The organism is Paenibacillus sp. J22R67 (assembly GCF_059692175.1).
Genome location: NZ_JCAUAX010000004.1, coordinates 1 through 11,802 on the forward strand (window position 1 = coordinate 1; position 11,802 = coordinate 11,802).

Consider the following 11,802-nt stretch of genomic DNA (forward strand, 5'->3'; position numbering starts at 1 on the left):
GATGGATTGGATAATCTCATATTCTTCAACTTCATTAGCGAGTGCATCTATTTGCTTTTCTAGGGTTGATAGATGCTCTTTATAATGGAGGAGCATGCTAATGTACATATTTATACTAAATAAGTGACTTTGATAAGGCGCTTTTCGAAACGGATTTCGAATTGCAGCTGCCATGAGCTTCTGAGCCTTTTCTTTAGCCCATTTTTTTGATCGGCCTATACATAAAACCGCAATCTTCTCGGTTAATTTAGCCTCACCTGCACTGAGAACGTCCTCAGACGTAGGAAAGGCTAACAAGGTTTGCACTGACACCGCAGAGTACAGAGCCCCGTAAACACCCCTAAACTCGGGAAATACCTGATCTAACACCGCTTGGAATTGAAGCTTGATCTGAACAAATTGTCCTGTTACCGATTCATGCTGTCTTGTGAGATTGCGGAGATTTAGTAACTGCACGCCTCTATTCTTACGATGCTTGAAGTCCTCCTTGTAAAAGAATTCGCATAAAGCATAGGCATCAATGGCATCTGTTTTTACTTTACGTAAGCTCGAAGACTTTTTAGATTGATACGACAGAATCGGATTAATAACAATGTAGAAGTAATTCTGATCATCTAGAAACTGGGTGACAGGAGCATTGTAATGGCCTGTAACCTCTAGAATAACAGTAGGTTTTTGTCCAGTCGTGGCTTCAAGATCCTTTAAAAGCCGATGGAAAAGCTGCAGTCCCTCTCGTGTATGAATGACCGTAAAGCTCTTTCCGTAGGGCTGTCCTTTATCCAAGAAGGCCTGGCCCTGACTTTCTCCTTTTGCAATATCCAGACCAATTACTGGATTCATTCTTCTATCCCTCCTAAACTGAATTTGCCGGTAGCCCCTAGTCCTTCTTGCAGTGTCATAGCTTCGCTTGTTATTCGAGATCGTTGTCTCAACCAGCCTCAAACATGTTTCTACAAGTAGGGGGTGAACAGTTTAGCTGACGGGATCACGGTCCCACGGGCAGAGACGTTCGCCCCCGGCTACCGTTACTAAACCTCTAAAATACAAAAGAGGTCAACCAGTAAAAACTGGTTAACCTCATAATACGAACGGGCAGTTATGCTCAATAATCCTCACTTATTTTATGGTATAATTTGGGATAAAGGGGGAGCTTTAATTGACAGCTATTATTAATAAAAATGGTTATGAACTTATAGAGTGCATTTCATTGGATGAACTTGAACTAATAAATTATGAGCCATTAGCAGGTTCGTACGCAGTGGTAAGATTCGACGGGAAATATCTTATTTGTTTTAATACATGGAGGATACAATGGGAAGTACCTGCGGGAAGAAGAGATGATAATGAAACGGCTAAAGAATGCGCTATACGGGAGCTTTTTGAAGAAACAGCACAGATTGTTCAAGATATGGATTTTAAAGGCCTCCTAAAAGTTAGGAAACCAGACGGAACAATAAAATATAACCCCATTTTTTATGCTGAACTGGACTACATTCTCCCGTTTAAAGATAATAATGAAACAGATAGAATTTTACCTTGGAATTTAACCGAAAATGTTGGTTACATTGATGAAGTTGATGAGGCAGTGCTTAAATGGTGCAAGTCTCTAAGTTAACGGTGAACTATAGCGGAGGAGCCATATCACGCGGCAGTTCCTTTTTCGTTTACTGAACCGAGGGACGGGCAGTTTAGAATAACAAAAGGGATTGTGATAGAGAACCCGAATACATTAGTAACTACCAACAAGGGAAAGGGTGTACGTCGTTATGTATGATAGCAATTCCCCCGTCGATTTGCCGTTAGATAAGTTTGGGAAGTTCATAATGGAGAACTTTCGAGATAGGGCTATTGATAATTATCAAATGCTAAGTATGGGAAAATGGAAAGCACCATCGTTGCAACTGATTCAAAGTCAATTGGAACAATTCAGTGAAGAACAAAAAGAAATTATACATAAAGTCGTCATTAGCTGTATCGATCATGGCTTACATGACCTATTATTCGGTTTACAAGAAGCGCATGAACTTGGTGACAAGATCGAGGTGTTTGTAGATGATGTCAATTTAGCAGAAGTTAGTGATGGCTTGCACGGAGAATTATTTACAGAAGATGGATGGTATCATCGTTTCAGTAAATATGGGATGCAGGATGCAGGATGATGTACTTATGTTATTGCGCTAACGGCGAACGAGAGTTCAATTGCAGAAAAGGCAGCCAGCTTAATGGATTGGTTGCCTTTTCTCAAGTAAATGAAAAAGGATGGGGATTTCGCCATCCTTTTTACATTTCTCAATTCCAGATTAGTTGTCACAATAAACATTCCAAGGAGACCACAAAGTTTGTGAGTTGTAACGAAAAGCAAAATGCAAAACACGAGGAAAGTACTGTCTATGATCTTTGGAATAGCGATTGTTAGATTTCGAGTTTGCGGGTACCAAGCCATTTCACCTTTTCAGGATCGCGATGCGAAAAGAACAGGCTCTGTTTCGTATCTAACGTAGTAATAGATGCCATATCATCTTGGCTTAATTTAAAATCAAAGATGTTGAAGTTTTCAATAATTCTTTCTTTACGAACAGACTTTGGAATCACAACGACTTCTCTTTGTGTCAACCAACGTAAAACGACCTGAGCAACGGATTTATTGTATTTTTCAGCTATATTTACCAATACCTCATTGTGGAACAAGTTATTTTTCCCTTCAGCAAAAGGCGCCCAGGATTCAATCTGAACATGATTCTCCTTCATGAATGTTGCATTTTCGATTTGTTGGTTGAAAGGATGTGTTTCAACCTGGTTTACTGCAGGAACGACTTCATTATGAATGATTAGATCGATCAGACGATCTTCATGGAAGTTACTAACGCCAATTGCGCGGACCTTTCCTTCACGATACAGTTCCTCCATAGCCCGCCAAGAACCATGCACATCGCCGAATGGCTGATGAATTAGATACAAATCCAAATAATCCAATTGTAATCGTTCCAGTGATTTTTCAAATGCCTTTTTTGTGCGCTCATAACCAGTATCCTGAACCCAAAGTTTCGTAGTAATAAATAATTCCTCTCTTGCTACGCCACTCCGTTTAATCCCTCTGCCAACGGCTTCCTCATTTAGATAAGAGGCAGCTGTATCAATCAGCCGATAACCTGCCATAATAGCGTCATAAACGCTTTGTTCACATTCATTTTGATCTGCAATCTGGAAAACACCAAAACCGAGTATAGGCATCTCAATACCATTGTTCAAAGTTACTTTTTGCATATAACTTCCTCCAGTTTTTTATGATTATGTGCAAGTCAACTCAATCATATCCATAACAGCTGCTCTTTTCACATTCTTATTATGCATTAAATGATAAAGTGAGCGTTATCCCAATCGTCTCAAATCTTTGCCTAAACCTCTCGCTACCATGTAAATCTAGCGCTGCAAAAAACTCTCTAATAATGAGTAACATTAAAGAGGAGCAGTCGCCTAAGCTACTGCTCCCTGTTTTACTTGCTTTACGCGTGGACGAGTTGGTCGTAGCCCGCCTTCAAGCGCTTAATATCTTCTCTAGGTGGAAAACCAAACATACGAGAATATTCACGGCTGAACTGCGATGCACTCTCATAGCCTACTCGGAAAGCTACATCGGCGGCATCCGTTGATTCGGATAGTAATAGGCGCCGGGCTTCCTGTAATCTTAGCTGTTTTTGAAATTGAAGCGGACTCATGGCAGTTACTTCTTTGAAGTGTCTGTGGAATGTAGAAGTCCCCATATTGGCTAATTCCGCAAGCTCCTCGATTCGTAAAGGCTTATCCATATTATTGATTATTTGATCAATAGCCTCCCGGATTCGGTAGGTACTACTACCTTCCATCGCGATTTGTGCCAAAGTAGTACCATACTGCCCTTGAAGAAGTCTGTATAAGATTTCTTTCGTGTAGTAGGGAGCCAGAAACGGAATGTCTTTCGGTTTGTCCAGTAAACGAGACAATCTCATGATCGCATCCAATATGGATAACTCGATCTCGCCGACGAACATCGCACGTTTTGTAGCTTCTTGCTGGTCGATTTGAATGTTTCCCTCATTTAATACCTCTAATATTTGGTTCTGCGTAAATTCCAGCTTTAAGCTAAGATATGGTTCATCGGGAGAAGCCTTTATTACGTGACCGATTACCGGCAAGTTCATAGAGGAAACCAGATAGTCAGCAGGACCATACTCAAAACGTTCCTGAGACAGTAGTATGTCTTTAAAACCTTGAGCGATGAAACATAAGCAAGGTTTGTATACTCTGTAAACGGGCTGAGACACTTGCGAGGCACGTACAATAAATAAAGATGGAATCCCCGTCTCGTAAACACCGTCTTGGCCCGCATGTCGCTCAATCAGTTCAGCAAGTTCATTCTGTAGGTTATCAATTTGTCCAGACATACTGTCCTCCTTACGGGTTGACGTTTGATGATCTCATTATAATATAACAATCTTCATTTGCGATAGTAGTGACGAGAGGATTAGGCAATCATTTGAGACAAATGGGATAACAGTCACTTTTAAATGTGTAGCATAATAAGGTTGTGCTTAAATTTGCAAGACGAGGTTAAACAACCATTGACATAATAAGTGTAAAAGGGAGCGATTAAAATGTCAGATTCCAAAGAACTTACTATTGCTCAGAAGGCGATCGGAGATTTCGCGCCTAAGTTGGTTGAACTAACTGACGAAGTATTATTTGGAGATGTATGGAAGCGCGAGGGACTTTCTCCGCGTGACCGCAGTTTGATTACAGTAGCGAGCCTAATCACTGGCGGAAATACGCAGCAGCTGAAAAACCATTTAAATTTAGCAAAACAAAACGGTTTGTCGGAAGAAGAGCTAATCGAAGCGATGACCCATCTTGCCTTTTATGCAGGTTGGCCGAAAGCGATGTCAGCCATTATGTTTGCAAAAGACTTATTTACATCCGAGAAATAATTAACTATTCGCCTTACCCATCAAAAGAGGTGATCACATGGAGATTCGTTCATTAGGAAATACGGGATTAAAGGTAACCAGTTTGTGTTTGGGAACAATGACCTTTGGCAACCAAGCGGACAAGAAGGCTTCCTTCGAAATTTTGGACAAAGCCTTTGAGACTGGTGTAAATTTCATTGACACTTCCGATGTGTACCCGATTGGAAGACAATCGCATGCCGTCGCCGGTGCAACCGAGTCGATCATCGGGGAGTGGTTGCAAGGTAGACGAGACAAACTGGTGCTTGCGACAAAGTGTTTTGGCGCTATGGGACCTGGTCCCAACGAAAAGGGCTTGAGCAGGAAGCATATCTTCACAGCGGTTGAGGACAGTTTGCGCCGCTTAAAGACAGACTATCTAGACCTTTATCAAGCGCACCAATTCGACCCAGACACGCCAATAGATGAAACGCTGCGCGCGATGAGCGATCTTGTCCAGCAAGGAAAAGTTCGTTACATCGGAATCTCGAACTGGCGCGCCTGGCAGGTAGCAAAGGCAAACGGCATTGCAGAGCGGAAAAATTACGCCAGGATCGTAAGCGTTCAGCCGCGGTACAATCTGTTGTTTCGGATGATTGAAGACGATTTGGTTCCTATGGCACTTGATGAAGGGATCGGCATTATGACATACAACCCACTCGCTGGCGGCATGTTGTCGGGCAGGTATGGAAAAAACGCTCAAATTGAAGAAGGAACCCGGTTTGGACTCGGGAACAATTCGGGGGTCTTCTACCAAGAACGATATTGGAAAGAAGCCACGTTCGACGCAGTTGATCGGTACCGGGGCTGGTGTGAAGAACAGGAATTGAATCCTGTGACTACGGCCGTAAAATGGGTTACGCAGCAGTCGGGCATTACCTCCACCATTATTGGTGCCAGTCGTCCGGAGCAATTGGATGCGAGCTTGCAAGCCGCTGAAATGAATGACTTGACGCAGCGGCAGTTAGCATGGCTTGAGGGGCTTTGGTTCTCACTGCCACGCCGCAGCGAATTTAGTTAGAATGGGGGAGGACAAGAAATGGAGTATGTGAAGCTTGGAAATACCGGCATGGACGTATCAAGGTTGTGTATCGGCTGTATGAGTTTTGGCGTTGCGGATCGGTGGAGTCATCCGTGGGTACTCGATGAGGAACGGAGTCGGCCGATCATAAAAAAAGCCCTCGAGCTTGGTATTAACTTTTTCGATACGGCAAATATGTACGCAGTCGGAACGAGTGAGGAAATTGTCGGGCGGGCGCTAAAAGATTACGCGAATCGGGATGAAATTGTTCTTGCGACGAAGGTTCGTTTTCCAATGCGCCAAGGTCCGAATGCAGCAGGTCTATCCCGGAAGGCAATCATGGCGGAAATCGATCATAGCCTAAGACGCCTTGGTACAGATTATGTGGATTTGTATCAAATTCATCGCTGGGATTATGAAACGCCGATTGAAGAGACGATGGAGGCGCTTCACGATGTGGTGAAGGCCGGCAAAGCGAGATATATAGGCGCTTCCGCCATGTACGCGTGGCAGTTCCTTAAGGCACAGCATATCGCTGAGAAAAATGGATGGACCCGATTCGTATCGATGCAGAATCACTACAACCTTCTATACCGGGAAGAGGAGAGGGAGATGCTCCCGCTATGCAAGGACCAGAAGGTCGCCGTGATTCCGTATAGCCCGCTTGCCAAAGGAAGATTGACGCGTGATTGGGAAGAATCAACTCATCGTTCCGAAACGGACCAAGTGCAGAAATCCCAATATGGCCCACATGAGGATGCGGATCGAGTGATTGTAGATCGGGTTGCGGCACTCGCGGGGCAACGCGGAGTTCCGCGCTCCCACATCGCGCTTGCCTGGGTGTTGCAGAAGGAGCCTATTACGTCACCGATTATCGGGGTGACTAAAGAATCCCATCTAGAAGATGGAGTAGCTGCTCTTTCAGTCACATTAACGCCTGACGAGATTGCTTTTCTAGAAGAGCCGTATATTCCTCATCCATATATCGGTTTTCAATAAAGCTGTTGACTACGGAGTGGTTGCTCCTTACTTAAGCCCGAATTTTCCCTCCGAGTAGGCATGAAAAAGTAGATGTTGTTAAAAACTACAATTGTACAAAACGAGGAGCAGGTATGCCGCCGTGGCAAACTGCTCCTTTGTTTGGTTGTTTAGGATTTGTTTAGATTATCTCCCATTGTTGTTTATGATTAACTGCTATGATTAGCTTCAGATAATTTAGAGGGTGCTGCTATGAAACTAGGAAAGAGAATATTTACTTCGAATACATTGATGGTATTGCTGTCATTAGTCGTATTGCTGGTAATTGGGAGCATTATGATTAATTTGTACCATAAAGCGGCCAACAAGAATAATCAACTTGACCCTAACATTTTAATAGTTTCCTCTATTTTGAAGGAAAATCAAGGTTTCGTTGAGGATTGGTCGGCGCTTAGTGGTTCTCTGGCAGAATACAATTATCGACTTTGTGTCGGACATGGAAGTTCACTGATTTACTGTAATATACGTCACCCTCAAGATGATATTAAAGCCTTTCTGCAAACACTCAAATTGAGCACAGATCAGCTAAATGTGTTCTATGCGGATGGTGTTACAACGGTTGGACAACTTATGACTTTCGGCGATGAAACCTATGCGGTGGTTGCAGTCAATTACAATATTCATAACCAATGGGTCGGATGGGTTGGCATTGACCGGAGCTATTTCGAGATATTCTTGATCACATTCCTGCTTGTGGGACTTGCCGCAATTGCTGTCCTTTTGCTTATGAGCCAGCTGCTCACCAGGCATCTAGTCAAGCACATCATGACGCCGATCCATCAATTGACCGAAAGTGCCAAGCGTATTGAAGAAGGTGATTTATCAACGCCAATTATTTACACAGGCAAGGACGAATTTGAAACCGTATGTAACTCCTTCAACCAGATGCAGTTTCATCTCAAAGAAGAGCAGAATAAGAATGCAGCCTATGAAAGGGCACGTACCGATATGATCTCCGGCATTTCCCACGATTTAAGAACGCCGCTCACTTCTGTCAAAGGATATATCAAGGGATTGCGGGACGGAATAGCCAACACGCCGGAAAAACAAGCGCAATATCTCTCCATTGCTTACAAAAAAGCCTCTGAGATGGACGTGCTGCTGCAAAGGTTATTCTATTTTTCGAAGCTTGAAACAGGGAATCTGCCGTTTTTTCCGGTAGTAACAGATCTTGGCAAGTTTACGCAGAAATTTTCTCTTCATATTCACGATGATTTAAAGCATAAGAATACATCAATTCGTGTCGAGATATCAGATGGTACTCATCCGGTTAGGATTGATAGGGAACAAATAAGGCAGGTACTTGCCAATCTCGTGGAGAATGCGCTGAAATATGCAGGTGTAAATCCGTTAGAACTCTCTCTGAAGGTTATTCGAGACAACGAAACTGAAGTTCTTTGTTTTGCGGATAACGGAAATGGCGTATCGCCGGAGAAGCTCCCGCATCTTTTCGAACAGTTTTACCGTGGGGATGAATCAAGAAACAGCAACAACAGTGATGGAAGCGGTCTCGGCTTGTACATCGTGAAATATATTATTGAAGCCCATGGTGGGACGGTTGCCGCTGAAAACGATCAGGGGTTGAAATTTACGATTAGGTTACCCATATCGAAAGGAGGTACTGCATGACGAAAATATTGATTGCTGAAGACGATACCGAAATCGCCATGCTGGAAAAGGATTACTTGGAGATCAACGGCTTTGAAACGGAAATTGTGGCAGATGGCAGCAAAGTAGTGAGAACCATCATGGATGACAGCTATGACCTTCTGATTCTAGATCTTATGCTACCTGGATGCAGCGGTTATGATATTTGTCGTGAAATTCGCGACCATACGGATATTCCAATTCTTATGGTGACGGCCAAAACGGAAACCATTGATAAAATTCGCGGCCTTGGCTTGGGTGCGGATGATTATATTGCAAAGCCTTTTGACCCTGCGGAACTGGTGGCCAGAGTCAAATCTCATTTGAGCCGTTACAATCGGCTTACTAATTCATCCTCTCGATCTTCGGAAGAAAGTACAATCCAAATTGGCAATTTGAAGATCATGACCCGGAGTTGGAAGGTGTACCGTGACGGACAAGAAATAAAGTTTCCTAACCGGGAGTTTGAACTGTTAAAATTCCTTGCCATGAACCCCAATATTGTTTTCTCCAAAGATCAGCTTTTTGAGAAAATTTGGGGACATGATTATATCGGCGACAGCGCCACCGTTACGGTTCACATTAATCGCATTCGCGAAAAAATCGAGGAAGATCCCTCCAAACCTAGAATGATTGAAACCATATGGGGCGCCGGTTATCGAATAAATTTGTAACCAGAAGTAGACACGTTCAAAAGCCAATTATAAGCAGCGACCGATTCTCGGTGTTCTATCGGGGAACGGTCGTTTTGTTTTTTTGAGGAATTTAGAAATTGTTTAGATATTATCATTCACTAGTTTAAGGTTGTTTTTTATTATAGATATCACCAGATAGCCAAATAGTTATTGAGATTGGAGAGGTAGTTCTTATGCAACATATGAATGAATTCCTATGGATTACTTTTGTGTTTCTTTCAGTAATAAAAATAATATCTAAACGCGTGGTAGACGGGCAACGATTAAATTGAAACAGTGGATAGTAATTGCCTTACTGGAGACGACCTAGCAAGTCGAACAATTCGACGGAAAGGAGAAGGGGTTGATTATGACTAACCTGAGCCGAAACATTAAAATGACGACGATCTTAGGGATTTCTTTAGCTTTTATCATTACCTCATGTTCTACGAAGGATATGGCGGCGGTTAAGCAAGCGTCGTTTGTATCGAATGCTGGTTTCAGCAGTTCGATTTCGGAAGTAGGTAAAGAATCTGCCTATGTAGACGGAGTCCACACGGCGATCGGTAAATATCGGGGCCGCGACTCGTCCATCTCCGTGACCATCACCCTGGTTGATGACGTCATCACTGACGTTCAAATCAATCCTCTTGCTACGGATCCGACATCCCTCAACTTTCAACAACGCATCGCTGACGCCATCTCGGCGGTCGTTGTTGGAAAGCGTATCGACGAGGTTAGCGTGGACCAATTAACAGGTTCCAGCCTTATATCCGACGCTTTCAAGTCTGCGATTGAGCAGATTAAGGAACAGAATAGGATAGGGCTATCGACGCACAGGCAATGAGCGCAATTATCCGGATAAATCATCAAACCAATTCCAATTTTTAGGAGGAAAATCATTGAAAAAACTATTTTTACTTACTTTCGGATTAGTTAGCGCCTTCATATTATCTTCATGTGGAAGTACTAACAATGAAATGACAAACAGTACGCGGCAAGCAGAGCCGTCTGCAGCTGATCGTGCTATGACAGAAAGTACTCGGGAAACCGAACTGCCTAGAACGGACAGCGGCAGGATAGAAAGTACTCAGCAGGCGGAACCTCCTGGAATAGACAGTGAACAAGTTAAACTTCCTGAGAACTACGATAAAGGTGTGCTCTATACGACTGTAACTCGTGGAAATGCAAAAGAACTGCTTTATGCGAGTCGAGAAACGATCGAAGCGGTGAAAGCCGATAAGCCGTTCCCTAGCGGAACCGTATTAACGCTCGAGATCTATAGAGATGGCGTACTTTCCGACATTTTTGTCTCTGAAAAGCGCACGGGGTGGGGCGGTCAGAACACTTCTGAGAAGAGTAACGGAGATTGGCGATATCAGGCTTTCCTTGCTGATAAGTCCGTTAATACCAAAAGAGATATAAAGAGTTGCATTTCTTGTCACGCAAGCCAGGTTCGTGATGACTACACATACACATACAGCCAGATGGAGGGTTTCAAGCTTGAGGATTTTATTGGATCGTTGGATACAAGTAAAGAAGCGAGACATGCAAGTCTCTCTCTGAACGATTGGGAGTTAGATGCAATGAAAGATTACATGGCTGCTCTAGCATCCGAAGAAACATCGTAGATGAAAAGTTATGGAGGTAAGTATGTGAATCCAAAAATGTTAATTAAGCTGGTCGTTGATCTTTTTATGACAGCAGCTATGTTAGTGGTGATGGCTTATCCTATTACCGGTAATAGGTTCCATGAACTGGTAGGCGTTGTTTTATTTGTATTGTTTACGGTACACAATTTCTTAAATCGAAGATGGTATAAAACAATCTTTCGTGGAACGTACAAAGTTCAACAAATTCTTCATATATCGGTAAACTTACTATTTTTATTACTAATTGCTGTTGCCCTGATTAGCGCGGTGCCAATTTCACGTGACATCTTTCCATTTAATTCGTTGAATAATGAAATGATCGTGAGACAGATTCATGTTCAGAGTGCTTATTGGGCATTTATACTCATGGCTGTTCATATAGGAATCTCGTGGGGAAGGATTATTATTGTGACGAGAAAAATGACAGGTACCACCACAACAAACCGGTTACGAACTATTGTGCTTCGTTTCTTGGCGGTGTTAATTGTTGTATACGGTGTCCGGATTTCCTTCGAAAGAGATATTGGTTCTAGGTTGCTTATATATGATCCATTTGGGTATGGGGGCTTCGATGAATCTATCGTGCCTTTTAGTATAGATTTCTTATCTATTATGGGCATTTACATCTCCGGTACTCATTATTTTTTGAAATTTATTCAGAAGCACGAAAAAGGCTAAGGGCTAAATGCATTGATCATTAGAGCAGGGAGGGAAGGGGGGGGATGCAAAGGTGATTTACGATTCGTAATTAAATTTGCATCGTGCATTATAAATCGAAAATGAATACGAGG

13 protein-coding genes are annotated in these 11,802 nt (G+C 42.8%); 10 read left to right on the forward strand and 3 right to left on the reverse strand.

Annotated elements, in window-relative coordinates; genetic code table 11:
- A partial coding sequence (locus tag AC58VC_RS16390) for an IS110 family transposase (RefSeq protein WP_497369830.1) occupies positions 1-840 on the reverse strand: 840 nt, incomplete at its 3' end.
- Positions 841-1,156: 316 nt separating this feature from the next.
- Between AC58VC_RS16390 and AC58VC_RS16395 the strand changes: the two genes are divergently transcribed.
- A complete protein-coding gene (locus AC58VC_RS16395; RefSeq protein ID WP_497369831.1) occupies positions 1,157-1,615 on the forward strand; it encodes an NUDIX domain-containing protein in 459 nt (152 codons plus the stop codon).
- A 151-nt stretch (positions 1,616-1,766) separates the two neighbouring features.
- Positions 1,767-2,159, forward strand: a complete 393-nt coding sequence (locus AC58VC_RS16400) for a hypothetical protein (RefSeq protein WP_497369832.1) — start codon at positions 1,767-1,769, stop codon at positions 2,157-2,159.
- A gap of 253 nt (positions 2,160-2,412) precedes the next feature.
- Here the strand turns inward: AC58VC_RS16400 and AC58VC_RS16405 are convergent, their stop codons facing one another.
- Both AC58VC_RS16405 and AC58VC_RS16410 read right to left on the reverse strand, forming a co-directional pair.
- Entirely contained in the window at positions 2,413-3,264 is an 852-nt protein-coding gene (locus AC58VC_RS16405) for an aldo/keto reductase (protein ID WP_497369833.1), read from the reverse strand.
- Between the two features lie 239 nt (positions 3,265-3,503).
- A complete protein-coding gene (locus AC58VC_RS16410) occupies positions 3,504-4,421 on the reverse strand; it encodes an AraC family transcriptional regulator (protein ID WP_497369834.1) in 918 nt (305 codons plus the stop codon).
- A gap of 210 nt (positions 4,422-4,631) precedes the next feature.
- On the opposite strand from AC58VC_RS16410, the gene AC58VC_RS16415 reads away from it, so the two are divergent.
- From AC58VC_RS16415 to AC58VC_RS16450, 8 genes are all read left to right on the forward strand, one after another.
- Positions 4,632-4,961 carry a carboxymuconolactone decarboxylase family protein gene (locus AC58VC_RS16415; RefSeq protein WP_497369835.1) on the forward strand — a complete coding sequence of 110 codons (330 nt, stop codon included), beginning with the start codon at positions 4,632-4,634 and terminating at the stop codon, positions 4,959-4,961.
- Positions 4,962-4,998: 37 nt separating this feature from the next.
- Complete coding sequence (locus AC58VC_RS16420; protein ID WP_497369836.1) at positions 4,999-6,000, forward strand: aldo/keto reductase; 1,002 nt, start codon at positions 4,999-5,001, stop codon at positions 5,998-6,000.
- Positions 6,001-6,018: 18 nt separating this feature from the next.
- Complete coding sequence (locus AC58VC_RS16425; protein ID WP_497369837.1) at positions 6,019-6,999, forward strand: aldo/keto reductase; 981 nt, start codon at positions 6,019-6,021, stop codon at positions 6,997-6,999.
- 231 nt (positions 7,000-7,230) lie between these two features.
- The gene (locus AC58VC_RS16430) at positions 7,231-8,667 is read left to right on the forward strand and encodes a HAMP domain-containing sensor histidine kinase (RefSeq protein ID WP_497369838.1); all 1,437 of its coding nucleotides are present in this window, start codon (positions 7,231-7,233) and stop codon (positions 8,665-8,667) included.
- Positions 8,664-9,359: a response regulator gene (locus tag AC58VC_RS16435; protein WP_497369839.1), complete on the forward strand. Its 696-nt coding sequence runs from the start codon at positions 8,664-8,666 to the stop codon at positions 9,357-9,359. The genes AC58VC_RS16430 and AC58VC_RS16435 overlap by 4 nt, the downstream gene beginning before the upstream one ends.
- A gap of 370 nt (positions 9,360-9,729) precedes the next feature.
- A complete protein-coding gene (locus tag AC58VC_RS16440) occupies positions 9,730-10,206 on the forward strand; it encodes a hypothetical protein (RefSeq protein WP_497369840.1) in 477 nt (158 codons plus the stop codon).
- A gap of 55 nt (positions 10,207-10,261) precedes the next feature.
- Positions 10,262-10,990 carry a cytochrome P460 family protein gene (locus AC58VC_RS16445; protein ID WP_497369841.1) on the forward strand — a complete coding sequence of 243 codons (729 nt, stop codon included), beginning with the start codon at positions 10,262-10,264 and terminating at the stop codon, positions 10,988-10,990.
- 24 nt (positions 10,991-11,014) lie between these two features.
- Positions 11,015-11,689 carry a DUF4405 domain-containing protein gene (locus tag AC58VC_RS16450; protein ID WP_497369842.1) on the forward strand — a complete coding sequence of 225 codons (675 nt, stop codon included), beginning with the start codon at positions 11,015-11,017 and terminating at the stop codon, positions 11,687-11,689.
- Positions 11,690-11,802: the final 113 nt, after the last annotated feature.

Bases quoted from the DNA above. Each gene is read 5' to 3' on its own strand.
- AC58VC_RS16400 (WP_497369832.1), top strand. From the start codon at position 1,767: ATGTATGATAGCAATTCCCCCGTCGATTTGCCGTTAGATAAGTTTGGG.
- AC58VC_RS16405 (WP_497369833.1), bottom strand. From the start codon at position 3,264: ATGCAAAAAGTAACTTTGAACAATGGTATTGAGATGCCTATACTCGGT.
- AC58VC_RS16410 (WP_497369834.1), bottom strand. From the start codon at position 4,421: ATGTCTGGACAAATTGATAACCTACAGAATGAACTTGCTGAACTGATT.
- AC58VC_RS16415 (WP_497369835.1), top strand. From the start codon at position 4,632: ATGTCAGATTCCAAAGAACTTACTATTGCTCAGAAGGCGATCGGAGAT.
- AC58VC_RS16420 (WP_497369836.1), top strand. From the start codon at position 4,999: ATGGAGATTCGTTCATTAGGAAATACGGGATTAAAGGTAACCAGTTTG.
- AC58VC_RS16425 (WP_497369837.1), top strand. From the start codon at position 6,019: ATGGAGTATGTGAAGCTTGGAAATACCGGCATGGACGTATCAAGGTTG.
- AC58VC_RS16430 (WP_497369838.1), top strand. From the start codon at position 7,231: ATGAAACTAGGAAAGAGAATATTTACTTCGAATACATTGATGGTATTG.
- AC58VC_RS16435 (WP_497369839.1), top strand. From the start codon at position 8,664: ATGACGAAAATATTGATTGCTGAAGACGATACCGAAATCGCCATGCTG.
- AC58VC_RS16440 (WP_497369840.1), top strand. From the start codon at position 9,730: ATGACTAACCTGAGCCGAAACATTAAAATGACGACGATCTTAGGGATT.